At 33.8% G+C, this 18,746-nt stretch carries 22 protein-coding genes; 5 read left to right on the top strand and 17 right to left on the bottom strand.

The features are described from left to right. Positions 1-138 precede the first annotated feature (138 nt). Complete coding sequence (locus tag QW060_RS03435) at positions 139-633, top strand: RNA polymerase sigma factor (protein WP_290362305.1); 495 nt, start codon at positions 139-141, stop codon at positions 631-633. Positions 634-650: 17 nt separating this feature from the next. Beyond that, the gene (locus tag QW060_RS03430; protein WP_290362304.1) at positions 651-1,283 is read left to right on the top strand and encodes a hypothetical protein; all 633 of its coding nucleotides are present in this window, start codon (positions 651-653) and stop codon (positions 1,281-1,283) included. Positions 1,284-1,323: 40 nt separating this feature from the next. Here the strand turns inward: QW060_RS03430 and QW060_RS03425 are convergent, their stop codons facing one another. Further along, positions 1,324-1,788: a Dps family protein gene (locus tag QW060_RS03425; protein WP_290362303.1), complete on the bottom strand. Its 465-nt coding sequence runs from the start codon at positions 1,786-1,788 to the stop codon at positions 1,324-1,326. A gap of 114 nt (positions 1,789-1,902) precedes the next feature. Between QW060_RS03425 and QW060_RS03420 the strand changes: the two genes are divergently transcribed. Then, positions 1,903-2,853, top strand: coding sequence for a LysR substrate-binding domain-containing protein (locus QW060_RS03420; RefSeq protein ID WP_290362302.1), 951 nt, complete (start codon positions 1,903-1,905; stop codon positions 2,851-2,853). A gap of 16 nt (positions 2,854-2,869) precedes the next feature. On the opposite strand, the gene QW060_RS03415 is transcribed toward QW060_RS03420, so the two are convergent. The 4 genes from QW060_RS03415 to QW060_RS03400 form a co-directional block, all read right to left on the bottom strand. After that, positions 2,870-3,064, bottom strand: coding sequence for a hypothetical protein (locus tag QW060_RS03415; RefSeq protein ID WP_290362301.1), 195 nt, complete (start codon positions 3,062-3,064; stop codon positions 2,870-2,872). 90 nt (positions 3,065-3,154) lie between these two features. After that, on the bottom strand, positions 3,155-3,829 hold the full coding sequence (mnmD, locus tag QW060_RS03410; protein ID WP_290362300.1) for a tRNA (5-methylaminomethyl-2-thiouridine)(34)-methyltransferase MnmD: 675 nt from the start codon (positions 3,827-3,829) through the stop codon (positions 3,155-3,157). Beyond that, the gene (locus tag QW060_RS03405) at positions 3,822-4,247 is read right to left on the bottom strand and encodes a hypothetical protein (RefSeq protein WP_290362299.1); all 426 of its coding nucleotides are present in this window, start codon (positions 4,245-4,247) and stop codon (positions 3,822-3,824) included. The genes mnmD and QW060_RS03405 overlap by 8 nt, the downstream gene beginning before the upstream one ends. Before the next feature lie 28 nt (positions 4,248-4,275). Continuing rightward, positions 4,276-4,782: a DUF4920 domain-containing protein gene (locus QW060_RS03400; protein WP_290362298.1), complete on the bottom strand. Its 507-nt coding sequence runs from the start codon at positions 4,780-4,782 to the stop codon at positions 4,276-4,278. 211 nt (positions 4,783-4,993) lie between these two features. Between QW060_RS03400 and QW060_RS03395 the strand changes: the two genes are divergently transcribed. Continuing rightward, positions 4,994-6,067: a branched-chain amino acid aminotransferase gene (locus QW060_RS03395; protein WP_290362297.1), complete on the top strand. Its 1,074-nt coding sequence runs from the start codon at positions 4,994-4,996 to the stop codon at positions 6,065-6,067. Between the two features lie 81 nt (positions 6,068-6,148). On the opposite strand, the gene QW060_RS03390 is transcribed toward QW060_RS03395, so the two are convergent. The 6 genes from QW060_RS03390 to QW060_RS03365 form a co-directional block, all read right to left on the bottom strand. Continuing rightward, entirely contained in the window at positions 6,149-7,651 is a 1,503-nt protein-coding gene (locus QW060_RS03390; protein ID WP_290362296.1) for a carboxypeptidase-like regulatory domain-containing protein, read from the bottom strand. Positions 7,652-7,862: 211 nt separating this feature from the next. Beyond that, complete coding sequence (locus QW060_RS03385) at positions 7,863-8,984, bottom strand: Fic family protein (RefSeq protein WP_290362295.1); 1,122 nt, start codon at positions 8,982-8,984, stop codon at positions 7,863-7,865. 459 nt (positions 8,985-9,443) lie between these two features. Continuing rightward, positions 9,444-9,806 carry a DUF6984 family protein gene (locus QW060_RS03380; protein WP_290362294.1) on the bottom strand — a complete coding sequence of 121 codons (363 nt, stop codon included), beginning with the start codon at positions 9,804-9,806 and terminating at the stop codon, positions 9,444-9,446. A 61-nt stretch (positions 9,807-9,867) separates the two neighbouring features. Beyond that, positions 9,868-10,401 carry a hypothetical protein gene (locus QW060_RS03375; protein ID WP_290362293.1) on the bottom strand — a complete coding sequence of 178 codons (534 nt, stop codon included), beginning with the start codon at positions 10,399-10,401 and terminating at the stop codon, positions 9,868-9,870. A 106-nt stretch (positions 10,402-10,507) separates the two neighbouring features. Continuing rightward, positions 10,508-10,771, bottom strand: a complete 264-nt coding sequence (locus QW060_RS03370; RefSeq protein ID WP_290362292.1) for a hypothetical protein — start codon at positions 10,769-10,771, stop codon at positions 10,508-10,510. Between the two features lie 292 nt (positions 10,772-11,063). After that, positions 11,064-11,615 carry a hypothetical protein gene (locus tag QW060_RS03365; protein WP_290362291.1) on the bottom strand — a complete coding sequence of 184 codons (552 nt, stop codon included), beginning with the start codon at positions 11,613-11,615 and terminating at the stop codon, positions 11,064-11,066. Between QW060_RS03365 and QW060_RS03360 the strand changes: the two genes are divergently transcribed. After that, positions 11,615-11,794, top strand: coding sequence for a hypothetical protein (locus QW060_RS03360; RefSeq protein ID WP_290362290.1), 180 nt, complete (start codon positions 11,615-11,617; stop codon positions 11,792-11,794). The genes QW060_RS03365 and QW060_RS03360 overlap by 1 nt on opposite strands. A gap of 109 nt (positions 11,795-11,903) precedes the next feature. Here QW060_RS03360 and QW060_RS03355 read toward each other — a convergent pair whose 3' ends face one another. The 6 genes from QW060_RS03355 to QW060_RS03330 all read right to left on the bottom strand — a co-directional run bounded on the left by QW060_RS03355 (position 11,904) and on the right by QW060_RS03330 (position 18,744). Then, the gene (locus QW060_RS03355; protein ID WP_290362289.1) at positions 11,904-12,194 is read right to left on the bottom strand and encodes a hypothetical protein; all 291 of its coding nucleotides are present in this window, start codon (positions 12,192-12,194) and stop codon (positions 11,904-11,906) included. A 60-nt stretch (positions 12,195-12,254) separates the two neighbouring features. Continuing rightward, a complete protein-coding gene (locus QW060_RS03350; RefSeq protein WP_290364680.1) occupies positions 12,255-13,169 on the bottom strand; it encodes an RHS repeat-associated core domain-containing protein in 915 nt (304 codons plus the stop codon). A 78-nt stretch (positions 13,170-13,247) separates the two neighbouring features. Further along, on the bottom strand, positions 13,248-13,772 hold the full coding sequence (locus QW060_RS03345; RefSeq protein ID WP_290362288.1) for a hypothetical protein: 525 nt from the start codon (positions 13,770-13,772) through the stop codon (positions 13,248-13,250). 1 nt (position 13,773) lies between these two features. Then, positions 13,774-14,472, bottom strand: a complete 699-nt coding sequence (locus tag QW060_RS03340) for a hypothetical protein (protein ID WP_290362287.1) — start codon at positions 14,470-14,472, stop codon at positions 13,774-13,776. Between the two features lie 277 nt (positions 14,473-14,749). Next, entirely contained in the window at positions 14,750-15,115 is a 366-nt protein-coding gene (locus QW060_RS03335) for a hypothetical protein (RefSeq protein WP_290362286.1), read from the bottom strand. Beyond that, on the bottom strand, positions 15,112-18,744 hold the full coding sequence (locus tag QW060_RS03330) for a DUF6443 domain-containing protein (protein WP_290362285.1): 3,633 nt from the start codon (positions 18,742-18,744) through the stop codon (positions 15,112-15,114). The genes QW060_RS03335 and QW060_RS03330 overlap by 4 nt, the downstream gene beginning before the upstream one ends. Positions 18,745-18,746 lie beyond the last annotated feature (2 nt).

Raw genomic sequence — 18,746 nt, 5'->3', positions numbered from 1 at the left:
TTTTTGTACTTTTTGTGTTATACAAAATTACGAACTTAATAATAATAACAGTTATAATTTTGCCTTAACTTACATTTAATATTTTTTAAAAAATTTGCAGAGGTGTAACAATTTCATCTTATGTACTACTTATAGCATATGAATAAAGATTTAGAGCAGCATTTTATCGTTCAGTTAGAAGAACATCAGAATATAATCCACAAAATATGCAGGATTTATACATCTGATGCTGATGCGCATAAAGATCTTTTTCAGGAGATTTCTATTCAGTTATGGAAAGCATTTCCCAATTTCAGAGGCGATTCCAAATTTACTACCTGGGCATATCGTGTAGCGCTTAATACAGCTATTTCATTATACCGAAAATCAACGAAGAGTATTGCTACTTCTGACATCGAAATTACTTCCTATAAAATAAAATATGAGGAGTATAATGATGAGGAAGAACAACAGTTGAAATTGTTGTACGATGCCGTTCGACAGCTCAATGATATTGAAAAAGCGTTGGTATATATGTATCTGGAGGATAAAGATTATACCGAAATTGCAGAAACGCTGGGAATCAGTGAAGTAAATGCCCGTGTAAAAATGAATAGAATAAAAACCAAATTAAAGAAAATTGTAAATCCTTAATATAGTGGGAAAAGAGAATGGAAGAATTAGATTTACTTAAAAAACACTGGAAGAAAAATGAAAATTTTCCTAAATTTTCAAAAGATGAAATCCAGCATATCATACACAAAAGGTCCTCTTCAATTGTAAAATGGATTTTTTATATAAGTGTAATTGAATTTGCTTTGGGTATTGTCGGCAGTTTCTTTATCACCAGTTTTATCAGCAAAGAGGAAATGATTCCCAACAAAATATATGAAAAAATGGACACCTATAGTCCGATAATCACTATTTTGTTTTATATGGTACTGGTCTATTTTATCTTTAACTTTTATAAAATGTACCGTAAAATAGCCGTTGATTCGTCGACACGCGAACTCATGAAGAATATTCTTAAAACACGTAAAATAGTAAATAAGTATATTGTATTTAATGTGGTGGTAGTCATGATAAGTTTTATGGTTGGCGGTATTATCGGTATGCTCTCTATTGATCACAGCGACGATCTCAAAGTCAATGCACTTTTATTTAATGGTATTTTATCCGCAATACTATTAGTAATGAGTTGTGTACTGGCTTTGTTTATCTGGCTATTTTACAGAATAATTTACGGATTGCTGTTGAAAAAGCTCGACAAAAACTATCAGGAATTGAAAAAAATAGATTTATAAAAAAAGTGAGGCGCTGCCTCACTTTTTTCATTCATACAAATTAACCTAAAAAAGCTTTCATCATCCAGATATCCTTTTCCTGTTCCGTGATGAGATCACTCATCATGGAATTCGTTCCTTCATCATTGATATCTCCTGTTTTTATTAATAAATCTCTTTCTAAAACCAATAATTTTGTGAGAGAATCAATAATTAATTCTACCGCAGATTCGTCCTGCGAAATATTTTTACCTACTTTGAGTTTGTTGTGAGCCATGTAGTCTTCAAAGCAATGAAGAGGCGTTCCACCCAAAGTGAGTACGCGTTCTGCAATTTCGTCTATACGTAGCTGAGCATTGTTATACAACTCTTCAAATTTTACATGCAGATCAAAAAAGCGTTTCCCACGTATGTTCCAGTGCAGTCCTCTTAAATTTTGATAATACACTTGAAAATTAGCCAATAATACGTTTAATGATTCAATGTTTTGCTTCGTTTCCTTTTCTGGCAATCCAAAATAATTCATATCTCTATTTGTTTTTATATTAATAACTATTACTATAAAGTTACGATTAAAAACCCGATATTTGAATCAATAAAATTGATAATTTCAATTTAGCAATAGATAAAACCTTTTGTTATGACCATTACACAACTTCAATATGTACTTGCTGTAGCTGAATATAAAAACTTTACCCTTGCTGCAGAAAAATGTTTTGTTACCCAGCCCACGCTCAGTATGCAGATTCAAAAACTCGAAGAAGAACTGGATATAAAGATTTTTGACAGAAACAGCAAACCCATTAAGCTTACTGAAGTTGGAGAACAGATTGTACATCAGGCAAAAAACATCATTAACGAATCGGACCGTATCAAAGATATTGTAGATCAACAGAAAGGATTTATCGGCGGTAATTTCAAATTGGGTATCATTCCAACCATTACCCCTACTCTGTTACCGATGTTTCTTACCAATTTTATCAATAAATATCCAAAAGTCAATCTTATTATTGAAGAATATAATACTGAGGATATGATGGCACGACTCCGCAACGGATTACTGGATGCGGGTATTGCTGCCACTCCACTTCTGGAGCCGGATATTAAGGAATACACGTTATATTATGAACCTTTTGTGGGTTATTTTCCGGATTCTTTCCGCAAAAATAAAGAAGAGCTTACACCTGAAGATCTGGAAATTAACCAGATTTTATTGCTTAAAGACGGTCATTGTTTTAAAAACGGCATTCTCAATATCTGTAAAAATTTTAAAACAGCCAATGATAAAAATTTTGAGTTCAGCAGCGGTAGCTTTGAAACCCTTATAAAACTATCTAATGAAGGTCTCGGAGTAACGCTTTTACCCTACTTACACACACTGGACCTGAATGAAAAAAATAAAAAAAATATCCTACACTTCAAAGATCCGAAACCTTCGCGAGAAGTAAGTCTGATTTTTGCCAAGAGTGAATTAAAGCTTCATATTATTGAAGCCCTCAGAGCCACCATTCTCGGAGTTGTCAAAGGCGCTATTACTTTTCAGGATGTAGAAATCATCAGTCCTAAGATTCATAAAAAAGGGATTGTTTAAAAACAATCCCTTTTTATTATATACTTATTTCAAGTGCCAGAGTATCCAGTTCCGGTTTTGTCTTAACAAAATCCTTTACCCAATAATACAATTGCTCTAAATCATAAGGCAGTAAATATTTACTGGCTTTCTGAAATTCTTTGTAAAACAAATTCTTATCAAAACATACATTTTCTAATACACGTTTTGCAAAACTCAATGTATTCGACATAGCTAATTTTTTATACTTTTTATTTAATTAATTTGTATACCTAAAAATAAGAAATTAACATTTATACGAATGTTAAAGAAATCCAAAATATTATTTTTTAACTAAAATTGCCCTCGTCATTTCTCTTTTTCCAGGTGGTCCTTTCAATTTATGCACTTCAAATCCCAAATTCTTTAATATTTTATTAACAGCTGCTTTACAGGCATAGGTTACAAGTATACCACCGGGGTATAGTAAATCTTTCATTTGCTCAAAAATAGCTTCCGTCCATAATTCCGGTTGGTATTTATACCCAAAAACATCAAAATAGATTAAATCAAAGGTTCCTTCCACACACAAAGTCTCAAACCGCTGCTGGGTTTTCGTAAGTGTAAAAAAGGGTGTCAGTGGTATTGCTTTTTCCCAGACAGCTTCATGTACTTTATATAACAGTGTCTCCTGAGTCGGCAGATGGTCTGTATAGTTCAGTGTTTTCCATTCTCTTTCTGTCAACGGAAAAGCTTCTATACCGGTATAATTTACCTTTTTTAAGGCGTCCGCTGCATTTAGAGCTGTAAGCAAAGCTGTGAGTCCGGTTCCGAATCCCATTTCGAGTACAGCATATTCCTCTTTTTTATTTTGAGAAAAAAGAAAACGCAACCCGTTTTCAATATAAACATGTTGCGTTTCCTGTACAGCACCGTGAACGGAATGATAGGTTTCTCCCCAATCCTGCATCAGAAGGGAAGACGATCCGTCTTCTGTGATAATGACTTTTCTATTCACTCTGTGGTGCTATTAATAGTTTTTTAATTCTTGGAATTGGTCCCCCGCATTTTTTTGCATGGCATGCCAGACACGATTGCACCATTGCATCAAAATTTTTCTCCGCATTTTCAGGATCTGTATAAATACGTTTCTGGGCTTTTAAAAACTCTTGGGCGTGTTCTTCAAAAAATAAATCCCTGTCATCGACATCCGTTGTCATAGCCACCGTTATTTTTTCAAAATGCTCCGGAAATTCCCCGAGCTCCTCCCCCGATAATATCCGATTTCTCAAATGCACGTTGTAGGAAAACATCTGTTCCATTAACATTGCCATTTCAGACATCTCATACATTTTAAATTCAGCTTCACCGGTTGCAGATTTCTCCGGCTTTACCTCAGCTTTTTTTTCATTACATCCCACACAAAAAAGTGCCAAGAAAAAAAATCCAAAAAAATAATTCATATTACTGTTTCGCAATTAATACTCCGTCAGCCATAAACTGCAAAGTACGCTTAGGTTCTGTTATTTTTTCAATTTCTTCGGCTGATTTCCCTTCATCTTTTGCATAGTGCTTTAATTCATCTACAGAAATTTCAGAAACAAATGCTTTTCCGGAAACAACAGCTTTATGCTTTTGAGCATTCATCGGTACGAAAAACTTATAATCTTTAAATTTTACAAAACTCTCTTTACCATCTGCCAAATCCATACTCATCCAACATCCTTTTTTCTGACATATTTCTTTAATATCAGATGCAAATTTCACGTTCAGGGTATCACCCGGCTTTAATGTTTCATATTTTGCAAGCATTGCTTCTTTAGTCAATGCCCCTTCAGCAGACAAACTGTCTCCAAACGTTTCATACGTGATTTGTTCTGTTGTTTCAGTAGTTGGTTCTGTGGCTTTCTCCTTTTTATCACAACTTACTAATGCTAAAAAGCTTAGGGAAATTATCAAATATTTTTTCATAAATAACGTATATAAATTTGTGACAAAGATACACTATTTAGGTATTTTATAATCGTTCTATATAATATACTTCTAATTTTTAATCGTTTAGCTGATCTGTTCCTTTTATAAAAATACAAATAATATACTCCAAAAGCCTTTATGAGGGATTTTTTTGCTAATTTTACAGCCTATTGACAAAAAAACTATTATTACAACAAAATAACTTATAATGGAAGTAGATGTTATGAGCAATATATCAATTACCACTGTTGATAAATCTAAAATTGATTCATTCGATTTTGAAAACGTAAAGTTCGGAGCCAAGTTCACAGATCATATGCTGGTGTGCGAATATAAAAATAACGCATGGCAACAAATGGAAATCAAACCTTACAGCGCTATTGAGCTTGATCCTTCAGCGCGCGTATTTCATTACGGACAAGCGATATTTGAGGGAATGAAAGCCTATAAAGATGATAATGATGATGTATGGTTATTCAGACCTGATCAGAATTTTGAACGCTTTAATAAATCAGCTGTCCGATTGGCTATGCCTGAAATCGATGAAGAACGTTTTATCGGAGGTTTAAAAGCTTTGATTGATCTGGAAAGAGCATGGGTTCGAAAAGGTCAGGGTAATTCTCTATACATCCGTCCGTTTATGATTGCTACAGAAAGCGGTGTTATTGCAAGTCCGTCTAATGAATTCCTGTTCTGTATTTTATTATCTCCGGCAAAATCTTATTATTCCGGAAAGATAAAAGTTCAGATTGCTGAGCATTTCAGCCGTGCAGCCAATGGCGGTATCGGAGCTGCAAAAGCTGCAGGTAATTATTCGGCTCAGTTTTATCCGACCAAACTGGCTCAGGAAGCAGGTTTTAATCAGGTCATCTGGACTGACTCTGCCACTCATACCAAACTGGAAGAAGCAGGAACCATGAATGTGTTTTTCAGAATTAAGGATACGTTATATACGGCTCCTACCTCTGAAAGAATTCTGGATGGTGTAACGCGAAAAAGTTTGATCGAACTCGCAAAAAGCGAAGGCTATCAGGTAGAAGTACGCCCGGTATTGGTCGAAGAGATTACCAAAGCAGCAGCAGATGGAACTCTGAAAGAGATTTTTGGTGCCGGTACTGCCGCAGTGATTAACCAGATTGAAGGTTTTTCTTATAAGGAACAATACTACCAGCTACCTGAATTGAAAGATGAAGAGTGTTTTGCTCTTGATTTGAAAAACAAGCTGACCAGAATTCAGAATAAGTTAGCTAATGATCCTTTTGAATGGACAGTAAAAATATAAAGCACAAAAAGCCGTTACATTGAGTAACGGCTTTTTTATTTAAGATCAGATGCTTAAGCAACCAGTGTTGTGACAATACTGTTATTCTTTAGAGAGTCGCTGCATCATTTTGCTCATCACTCGTTTGTAATACACTTCTTTAAAATTTTCCGCTCCATATTGTTCTGCGAAAAAATTTTCTGCTTTTTCAATAGCTGCTTTTCCATCCGCTATTTTTTTATATAACATTTCACGTTCCACGAATAAAGTCATTGCTTCTTGTTTATTGACAAAAGTGGTTTTCTCAAGATTGGTTTCCAGCCACTTTGCAAATGCTTCTGTATCGCGGTCTGTATAAGCTGTCTGTACTTTTTGCTGAAAGAGGCGTTCACATTTACTGTAGGCAGCATATTCTTCAGAGGAATAATAGGCTAAAACTTTTTCTTCAAAAGCCTGATATTGTTCATCAGCGAGCAGGACTTGTTCTGTAAACTTTTCCTCATCTGTTTCTTCTCTCTTATTGTTATACTCTTCCGGCAGCATATCAGCTATCTTCATGTCTGAAAAATATCCGCCAAAATAAAGCGCATCGGGTTTTTCTAAAATTCCAAAAGCATTGATCTGCAAACATTCATCCGTAAAATACAAAAGCGATTGTTTCTCAGTTTTTTTATTCATGACTACAAAAGGCACTTCTTCCATTGTATATTCTTTAACCGAAGACGGATCAAATGTACCGTTAATAAAGTTTTTTTGGGTGACCACTGGTTTTCTACTCCTTGCTTTTTTGAGAACACAAAGCGTATAAACTCCTTCTTCCTTTTTTTCTATTTTAAAATAATCTTCAGATTTTATTTGTACACCATTGGCCATCAGGTAAAAAGGATTCTGATGCTTATTGGGTAAAATGAGATTTTTCAGAAACCATCCCGATGAATTTTCGTAAGTCTGTAAACGGTTTTTTAAAATCTGCTCATTCTGGTTACCCGTATCTTCGTATTGCGTATAGCCCAATATAAGGCTATTTTCATATTTTTTTGGATCTAATGTACGCTCCCTGAACCGTACTGAAAAACGCTCCATATGAAACAGCACTGTATATCCCAGGTTGGTATTCAATACTTTTACCGGTTTGTCTGCATACGCAATTAACGTATTGGCATCGGTATCAAAAACAAGGATCAGGTCTTTTTCATTCTGTATTTTAGCATTTTTAGCATTGTTGGTGTTGCCTAAAAAGAAATAGCGAAAGGCTTTTAAAAGCTGTTCTCTTGAAAATACTTTCTTATGAACAACCAGTTCTTCCATACGATTCTCTTCCAGTTGTAAAGCAACTTTTAGCTGTGTTTGTGCGACAGGCTCACGCATTACGTAATACTCATATCCAAAAGCACTGACGATAAGACTATTTTTATTGTTTTGAGGAAGTCGTATTGTAAAACTCCCGTCAGATTTTGTATAAACAGCGGTTGTTGAATTATCAAAAAAAACCGAAGCATCTTCAATCGGGTGTCCAGTGCTTTTATCCGTTACAATACCCGAAATGGTCTGGGCGTTTACCGTTACCATTGTCAGAAGAAAAAGAAAAAGGTATAAATACTTCATATCGTACAGGTTATATGACGTAATATACAAAAAAAGAAATAACTGTTTTATTTTACATTAAAAACAGCTCTCCTTATTTTGTCAGCAATTTTATTTATTCTGATTTGTCTTAAAAACGGGAAAGGTTACCAAACCATCTGATCTGCAGAAAAAATTGATTAAGTATTGATCTTGTAAGTCGGGTTATTTCATAAAGTTAATTTAGTTATTCTTAGAATAATCTGATGTAAGGTTCATACATAAACACTTGCCCTCTTTTGCCGCCTGTTACTTCTTTTAGAATTCCATATTGTTGTAGCTCATCTAATATTTTGTAAGCTGTAGGATTAGAAACTCCTGTAATTTCAACAACTTGTATAGCATTGATAATTGGTTTTTGATACAGTTTTTCTAATATGTTCAATAAATGATGACTACGTGTACTATTTTTTTGAATAATTTCTTCTTTCTCTTTCTTTAATTTCAAAATAGCATCGAATGTCTCGATACCATTTTTAGCTGTTTCAATTACCCCTACCAAGAAAAACTTAAGCCATTGTGTTATATCGTTATGTGTACGTACACGCATTAAGTTATCATAATATAATGTTCTATTACGTTCAAAAAAATCTGACAAATACAATATTGGTTTTTTAAGAATTTGTTTATCGACTAAGTATAGTGTGATTAATAATCTACCTACACGACCATTACCATCTAAGAACGGGTGTATTGTCTCAAATTGATAATGTATTAATGCTATTTTTAATATATCAGGAAAGTATATTTCATCATTATGTGCAAATTTTTCTATATCAGCCATCATTTCGGGTACAGAAGTATGAATCGGAGGTACAAAAGTTGCGTCATTTATACTTGCACCACCTATCCAATTTTGACTACTTCTATACTCACCTGGAAGCTTATGTTGACCACGAACACTTTGTAAAAGTATGCGGTGTGTGTCCCTAATTAAACGAGAAGAAAATGGCAATTCGTTTAATTGTTGAATAGCCTGATTCATCGCTAAGATATAATTATGAACTTCTTCCCAATCATCTCGACGTTCTTCTCTTAAATCTTCCTTATCAAAAAAGGCATCTTCTATATTGGTTCGTGCACCTTCTATCTTACTACTTTGGGTTGCTTCTTTGGCCACATGCATACTAATAAACAGATCAATATTAGGAATATATTCTGAATACATATCTAATCTACCTATTTGTCGATCTGCTTTCGATAAGAGTTGTTGTATTTCCATATCGTCTAACAACCATTGCTTATTAAGCTCCGTTGGTTGAAAGCTTTTGTAATAGCCTTGGTTGATATAGGTTCCTGATTTGAAATTTTTCATATTTTTTTCTGACTTAAAATAGCGCTTTTCTTAATTAAAAATTGAAAGACTAATTTAAATAAAAAAATTATTATTTAAAATTTAGATTGATTTTTTAAATAAGGATCTTGCTTTTAAAAAGAAGAGTAGATTTTTATTTATATATTACTACTGTACACTTCACTTTCTATTGTAACATTGAGCCAAGCGTTTCTACGTATTTGTATTTCGGACTTATGTTTTCAATGCCGTATGTTAATTCAATATTCTTGGGTTTTATATCTTGTATAGGTCTATAAGTGAATTGAAAACTACAATGAACCCTTGCATATATAAAAATCAAATAATGAAAATAATTAATAACTAATTTTTATATTTTTAACTTGTCCGAAAAAGGGGAAACCTACAAAAATGGGGAAGTTTACCTTTTGTATAAAGAAATAAACCTATTGATATACAGATAGACCTTTTTTCTCATACTCAATTTAAATCAGAATGAAACAGACTTATATCAGTTGGTATTTTTATTAGCGGAGAAAAATCTGTTTTCCAAATATCTAATTCAAATAAATTTCCATTGGTATCTATATTTAATGACACTATAACTTTGACTCCATCAGAATCAAAGAAAGAGCATTCAGAAATCTGTTTACCAAAAAATCTATATTCATCAAAATCATCATTGACAAATAATTCCAAACTTCCCATATTACCATCATTTAGAAATTTAACTCTTATTTTTTCTTTCCAATTTTGATCTATTGAATAATTCGATATATTAATTAAGTGATTTAGTAATATTTCTTCTTGAATTGTTATCTGTCTTAATTTATTTAACTCCATAAATCCTTCATGCGTTTAAAATTTTCCCCTTACTCAAAGATGATGAAGGGGAATATTTGGATTAGTCTATTACCACTACTTTTTTAAATATTTGTTGCCTTTTTCTATCGAAATATACGGAATCACGCACACCTTTTTTATTATAATGGTTATACATAATTTGATCAAAAATCAACCCACAAAAGACAAACTCTCCTGTTTCTTTAAATAAAATATTTTCAATTACAAATTTTTTATTAAGCACAAAAGTTGAATCCTTTATAATTAAATTACCTTGAGATTCCATTGGAGATTTTACTGGAAAAAAATTATAGAAAGTTATTAATCTTGTTTTGGTAGTATCATTTAATGCCTTACCAACTTGAATTGGGTCAATAATAGTATCAAAATCGCTCTCGAACTCAATTATTGCTTTATAAGTTTTATTGACAAAAATAGTTTCAGGTAATATCATCTTGTATTTAAGTTGTTTATAAGATGTATTTGAGGTTTTTGATGAGAAACTAATATCATCATTATTTGCTTTTATTTTTACCTCTTTTGTACAAGAAAATAATAGTACTAAAATTAGAAAAGCTAAAATCTTATTTTTCATACCTGTTTTACCTTAGTTATTTCTATACCTTTTTTGTATATATGATTCTATTTTTGCTACCACTCTCTCTCCGGAATCACAAAAAATTATGAATAAAAATTTTCATCTACTTTACGACTACAATTCTTTTTGAAACACGCGTTTCTTCTATCTTCATAGGTAAAGGTTCTGAATCTTTTCTACCTTTTATCGTATCAAAAATCACCATATCTTTTATGAGCCAATTTAACTGATATTTACCGGGTTCCTTAAATTGGACATTTCTAATAGGTACTTCAGGTAGCTTATATGTAAATGTTGTATCTGTAATTATTTCTGTAAATTGATTTTTATCCTTATCTAAATTATAAGGTTCATAGTAGATTAACATAATATATCTTGTTATTTCTCCATCAGCATTCAGCTTAGTGGTTATGCTATCAAATGCTGATGTATAGATTATATTTCCTTCATATATTTTATTTATATGTATCGTATCAGGAAAATTCACATTTGCTATTTGTGTTTCAATTTCATTTGAAACATTTGCTTCCAATAATTTAGTTTCTTTCTTATTACAGGATAAAAAGGAAATAAAAATGAGAGTAATTATTTTTTTCATTATTTAACATATTTTAAAGAATCCTTCATGTCTTCTTCTCCTACATACTATTACATAGTATCTATGCATCTGGAATAATAAATACTGAAGGATAGTTACATTTTCTAATTACATTTTTTTTGAAATTTATCTCATATATAACTTCATTACCACCAGATTCATTATTTTCTGTTCCTATTCGAACTAATTCATCACATGATTCATTATTAAATAATTCATAGATATATTTATAATATTCTTCATCAAAAACATTTAATTCATTAATTGAAATAATTTTTTTTGAGAAGAAACTTTTATTTTGTAAATAATAATACTTTTTATGATCTACATCAAAGACGATTATGTTTATTCTATTAAAATCATTGTGAATATAAGTAGGCTGTATAAAATAATAAATATGAGAAGTATTCTTCAATTCTTTTTTTAAGAATGAAAAAACATATTTATCAATATCAATTTTTTTATTTTTAATATAGTGTATTGCTATTTCTTCCTTAGAACTTGCCTCATTTATTTTATCCATCTCTTTTATTTTTTCATAAAATAAAGAAGATGAACATCCTGTAAAAAAGGTGCTTAATAAAATAATGAGTCGTAAATTTAATCTTTTCATTGTATTCCTTTATTTTGATTTTTTTATCATCAGCATTAACCCAACGCCTGATCATACTGTCGGAAATCCATGGCGGTCATATTCAGCCCCCAATCGTCCTGAAACTCCTGACCTACATAAGCGTATTATTAGAATCGTATATTGTTTTGTTAGATTATTTATTTAAAAAGCCCCATTAAATCATATTTGGAGCTTTTATTTTTAATTCATATTAGATACTAATCACCATTGTATTCAATCTTCCAATTTAGACTATCTAATACATCCACATTTAATAGATACTTTTTATTATAGATATTTTTTTTTATGGATAGCTTTCCAGCCATATTTATCTACGCTATCCTTTTTTATTATATAAAGCCTAAATTTATGTCCCATAGATGTACTCACATACGTCTTCCAATCTATTGGTCTATTAATTTCTTTAACTTTATGATTGTAAATTGAATCTGTAAAATCTCCTATGAATCCATAATTATTAATTGTGTCATCTTCTATATCATTTTTGTGTATTACAGTGTAAATATTAGAACTAGAGTTATTACTTACTTCAAAATTTCTTAAATCTATTCTATCCATACACGAAGAAAAAAATAGCATTAATATAAGTGGAAAATAAATTTTCATTTTATTGAATTTTTAGGGTTTATAATCTGGATGATTTATATATTGATTATTTATCAAATTTATAACCTTGTAAGGTATAGAAGCCGGTGCATAAGGTGAAATAGAATTATACTGTATAATATTTTCTCTATCAAAATCTTTAGGTTTATTAAAATAAATCCATGCTAATGTACTAGCCTGAATTTCTGTCCAATTTCTATCATGATTTCCTCCTTGAAATGATTCCAAACTAGCAGGTACTACTTTATTATAATAATCTATACTTCCTGCATATTTTTCTTGTAAATAATGTCCATATTCATGCATTAAGTGTCTACCAATATAAGAATCTAATCCTTTTTCTAAATATTCGTTCCAAGTACCTACATAAACATTTAAAGCTCCACCAAAATAAGATGATGCTCCAAAATCATAAGGAATCAATCTCACAGGAGCCCCAAAAAAAGTATAACTGCTCATTCCTAATATTCCTATATGGGCATAGTTTCTTCCGACCCCTCTTGAATTTGCATTTTTATTCTTTCCATCTCCACCGCCACCATTACCATTATTCTCTTCAGATGTAGTAAATTCATACATCTTTTGAACTTCTTCTTCACTCTTTTTAGAACTGCTATTTACATACTGATTAAAAAGATTTTGAGCATCTTGTCCATCAAAACTACCCGCAACAACATTACCGTTTTTATCTTTATACAACTGCGAATCAGCACCACTTGGATCACTCCAATATACCGGATTGTTGTCAAAAGCACTATAAGGCGAGTAATCATGATGGATTACAGGATCCTGAACCACCCATCTGCCCATAGCAGGATCATACTGACGAAGATCCATTTCATAGACGTTTAATCCAAAATGGTCATCATATTCTTTACCATTGTATTTGTACTTTTGCGCCTGTTCATTTCTATAACCATAACTTATGATTATTAGTAGAGCATTTTACAAAATGGTTATAAAAATCTTCCCCTTACTCAAAGATTGATTAAGGGGAAGATAAGATTAGTCTATTACCACTACATTTTTAAATATCTGTTGTTTTCTTCTGGTAAAGTGGATTGAATCCCGTTTCCCTTTATTGTCATAATAATTATACATAACTTCGTCAAATATTAAACCGCAAAAAGTAAACGTCCCTTTTTCTTTAAAGACAATATTCTTTACACTAAATTTTTTGTTAAGAACAAACATAGAATCTTTTAATATTAAATCATTTTCATCTTTCATGGGCGATTTAATAGGTTCAAATTGATAAAAAGTAATTAACCTTGTTTTAGTCGAATCACTAATAGCATCTATTTGAACTGGTGGTAATATTGTATCAAAATCACTCTCAAATACAATAGTTGCTTCATAAGGTCTATTAAGTTGAATGGTATCAGGAAATATCATCTTATATTTAAGTTGATTGTATGGAGGTTGTGGATTCTCCGACGTAATTTTTAGATTTTCATCTATGTCTTCATTATCCTTTTTACACGAACAAAGTAAAATCATTAATACAAAAATTATAATCTTATGTGTCATATTATTCTAAATTAAGTTCTTTATTTAGTTGCTTTGCTTTTTCTGTGGCCTTAATAGAATCCTGAATTCCTTTTCGGTTTAAATCTATCTTTTTAATATCACTTTTAAGTAGCATAGTATCTTTCATCATTTTCATTGCTCTATGCTTAGCCGGATAATAAGGAGTTACACCCAATATAAATGTCTCATATTCTACTGTTACATAATTATTCTGTATTTTATCATTATAATCTGTTTCATATCCAATTTTTGTTTGAGGACCTACAAAGGCGTTGACAAGAAAATAAATTAAACTTACATCCCATATTTTACCATTTCTACTTCCTTTATCTGGTTTTAGAGGACCGTTTTCTCCTGTATTGGTAGCAAAAACAATCCCGTCTTCATTTTTACCGCGTTTGTCCGATTTTCCTCCTCCTTTCCCTTTTTCTGTTTTATCCATAACCAAATCAGGCATCAGTATTGTATTATCATAAAACTTATCCCCTTTAAATTCACCGCTTGTTATCGTCAATACATAACCTCCAAGACCTGCATTATATTCTATTTTATAATCATCTTTTATACCTTCTGTTGCTGCAAAAACATAAGCTTTCCAAGCACTTGGAAACAACCCTGTTCTATCTTCCCATAAAATCGGGTTATTAAACCCGTATTGATACGGTGTTTGATTATAAGCCAATTCACCTAACATATCCATTCAATAGAAACCTACCCAACGCCTGATCATATTGTCGGAAATCCATAGCGGTCATATTTATCCCCCAATCATCCTGAAACTCCTGACCTACATAAGCGTATTATAGAATCGTGTATTGTTTTGTTAGATTATTTATTTAAAAAGCCCCAAAATGATTTAATGGGGCTTATTATTATCCGATTTAAAAGCATTATAAATTTTCAATGATAATATATACTTTAAATCGTTTGCTCAAAATCAATTGTACTAAATAAATTACTTTAAATAAAAACATTTTTTATGAAATTATTTCAAACGTCAATATTTTAGAAATAATCTTAAAATTAGAATCATTATTTTCTTCGAGAGAATCAAAATTATCTATTGGATCAAAATCAAAAAGAATAGTATTATTATCATAATTAATATATACTTCTTTGGGCGATAAATTAATAGTTGTATCATCTTTGAAAGTAAAACACAAGACTTCTTCAAAAATTAAGCAAATCTTTTCATATTTATAACCTTTGATAATATTAGCAGAATTAATTTCAACACTAATCACTACCTTTTCTATTGAATTTTTCATTATCTTCTTAATTGAAATTTCATCAATCCAAGAATCACACAAACTGCCATAATTTTTAATTAATTTCTCTATCATAAAAATTTCTTTGGAATTAACATAAATGGAATGTGATTTTGTGATAAATGTCCTGAAGAAATTGATCCAGGAATACTTAAATTGTGTCCATGTACACCTCCCATATTATGTGGTTTATAATTTATTTCAAATATCATTTTTCCTTGATCATTATAAAAATGCTTAGATATTGGCTTTCCATTTTTAGCTGTATAAGTATAAGCTGAATTTGGTATACTCTCAGCGGCATACTTAACAACTCCTGAAGTTTCTCTATAAGCAGTAGAAAATTTATTTAAATATTTTCCACCTGTTATAACATTACCTCCTACAGGTATCATTGCAGCAAGACTTAATGCAGCAGCCCCATAATTTCCTCTTAGAGCTGATATAGCCGCATTTATCATATCAATAGGCTCTCCAAGTACTGGTATGGCTCCCGCATAATCTAAACCTCCCTGAAAACGATCCCACTGAGCACTTCGTAAACCATCTCGATATCCCTGGTATGATTTACCATATCTGTAGGTATGATCCTGAATTCTTTTTCCTATATCAAATCCTCCTTCTGAAGAATAATTCAGAGCTCCCCCTCCTCCTTTAGTAGCATCCACATACATCATTGGTAATGTCTCTCCAATTGTACCATCATACAATGTTGCAATTGAATTTCCAAAAGCATTCACATGATTACTTACAAAATATCCTCCCATATTCTCCCAATACGTTCTGGATTTATCTGGTGAATTGTTCCAGATCGAACCAATAAATGAATCCGATAGTAAACCGGAAGAATCACTCCAATAAACTGGATTGTTATAACCATAATGATAAGGAGTGCTATAAACGGATGCCTCTGCTAATACATCCATTCCATAAAACCTACCCAATGCCTGATCATATTGTCTGAAATCCATAGCGGTCATATTCAGCCCCCAATCGTCCTGAAACTCCTGACCTACATACGTGTATTTATAGAACGGATGCGGACTCGACAGATCATTATACCCTTCTTGTTTTAATCCAAAAGGGTAATAGTTGTTTTCTTCGAGGATTTCGGTAGGCTGGATGCTACCGTCTCCATTGATGTCCTGATAGCTTAACCGCACATTGCCCAGATGGTCTTTGTACTGAAATACGTAAAGATACTCTTTTTTGTCTTTAGGATAAACATAGCCTTCTTCCGTTGGAAAAAACTGCAGTTCGTTTTCATAGTACTGAAAGCCTCCAAGGTAGTCCGTGGTTTTCTCTCCTTCATCTGTTTTTATGATTTTGGCTACTTTGGTACCGTTTGCATCGTAGAGATAACGGATACCGTGGTCTTTGATGTTGATCTCCAAAGGCAGGTTCAGATGGTTGTAACGGATATGGCGGATGTCTTTATTACGGTCGATGATCATATTGCCCAGATGGTCGTATTCATAGTCTCTGCCATCGGTATGTCCGTCATGGAATCCGTCAGGATTGTTGGTCTGATCGGTGACTTCCGTAAGCTGGTTGCCGTGGTAACGGTAGCGCAGATCGTCCAGATCTAAGGTCTGTCCGTTGACTTCCTGTCCGGTGCGTAGCAGTCGCTGGATGTTGCCGTTTTTATCGTAAGAGAGGCGTTCCCCATACGCATCTATAGGCTCAAAATAGCCCGCACGCGGACTTTCATTGTAGTTGTAGCGCAACATGGTTGATTCACCCAGGCGGTTGAGTTTGTCGTAACGGAATTCCGTTCCCCGCGTCTGGTTGTCGGTAGCCGTGCGCCAGCGTACACTGTTGATATTCCCGTTGTACTGATACGGTGCACCTATCATATACTCCGAGGTGTTGTAGTTGAGCTCATAGCCAAAAAGGGTGTTGCTTCCTTCATCGGCAAAGTGCAGATACGACGGGTTGATTTGTTTGAGCCAGCCCCGGATGTTGTAGGTATGTGTAACGTGTTGCAAAGGAGTGGAAGCTGAGAGCAGTCCGCCTACTTTTTTCACGGATAAGGCTCCGAGTTCGTCATAGCTGTTTTCTGCGATACGCTGTGCTGCTGCTCCGTTGACCGACTGGCTGTGGCTCAGCAGTCGGTCTCTGTTGTCATAGGTATAGGTATCTGCTATGGTGAGCGGTTCTGCTGATGCTGTGCGTTGATGCGTGGTGATGGTGCTCAGTACCTGGCCTGTAAAGCTGTAGGTATGGTCGTTTTGGGTAAAGCCTCCCAAATAGTTCTGCGTAACGACACGCAATGGACGGTAGCGTACATCATACAGGGTGTAGCTGCGGTCGGCAGCATAGTCGTTGGAACTTTGCAGGATGCGCGTCCAGCTGCCTGTTGCTAGTCCTTTTACTGCCGTTTGTGTTGCCGTGCCCTGAACTATGGGAAATTGTGTCGGAGCATCCGGAAACGCATAGTCGTCATAATAGTTGACCGTAAGCAGTCTCAGATCATTTGGATACAGGTCGTTGCTGTACCATACCGTCTGGTTGTCGATACTGCCCGAGGTGGTTTTATGTTCGTTGATCGGATCCTGACTGTTGATGATGTCCTGAAGGTCTTTACGGCTTTCAAAAGAAATTTTGGCTATGTGAAATCCGGTATAGACCACACGGTTAAATATGTCGTATTTGCTGACCAGCCAGCCCGATTCTTCTTCTCCGAACGGGTTGTGTACCGGTCCGGTCATTACAATGCGGTCTGCCCTGTCATACACAATGTATTCCCACTCTTTTCCCGGTAGTTTTTTTGCGGCCAGACGGTTTTTATGGTCGTACAGGTACTGGTAGCCCAACAGATCAATTTTTTCCTGATTCAGCAGGCTTTCTCCCTCAGGAGACAAGACATACACCAGATTGCCAAAGCGGTCATACAGATAGTAGGTATCGTGCGGATCTTGTCTGTTGTAGATGCGTTTGAGCACGACTTTGCCATCTACGCGTTTGAATTCTTCGGTGGTGTTGTCCGGACCGTCTTCGGGTTTCCAGTTTTCGTTTTTGATAATGGTTTTGTGCAGGCTGTTGTGCGCATACGTATCACGAATTCCTATTTTATTGCGGTATAAGCCATAATCCTCATCCCAATAGGTATCCATCTCAAGTTTATATACCGCTTCTTTGTCTCTGTGGTTAAAGTCATAGCTATATTTGATGGTGTGCTCTCCGAGTTCCATATGCCAGTCTCGTCCCGGTGCGGAGCTTTCTAATACCCGCTGTGCAGGAGCCCGTTCCAGACGGTTTTCACTGTACGGATTCGGGGTGTATTCGTATTTCTGGCTGCTGTAAAACGTATGCGTTTTTTGTTTCGCATCTTCTACGTAGTCGGAGTTATATAAGGTAAACGGAAGTTCAACAGTACCTATTTCGATTTTACCTGTTTCAGTAAACGGCAGGTATTGGCGCGTTTGTCCGATGTTTTTTTCATATTCGATATGCGTGACAATCTTTTTGCTTTCATCCGGTGACATCCCTTCCTGTATCCGTTGTATCGGACGTCCCAGACCATCGGTATAGGTGGTGGTGATATAATGCTGATTACTATTAAGAACATATATACCATTGATATCGGCTGGTCTTCGGTAGATGGTTTCTTTGACGTAGTTCTGATTTTCGCTTTGCGCATACAGATTGCCAAGGCCGCTCAAAAGCAGCAGGCTGTAGATAAGTGTTTTTAGCTGTTGCATGG

It is taken from the genome of Paenimyroides ceti, from assembly GCF_030409925.1.
Note: the sequence above shows the minus strand (reverse complement) of the source record. Positions and strands in the feature narration are given on the sequence as shown.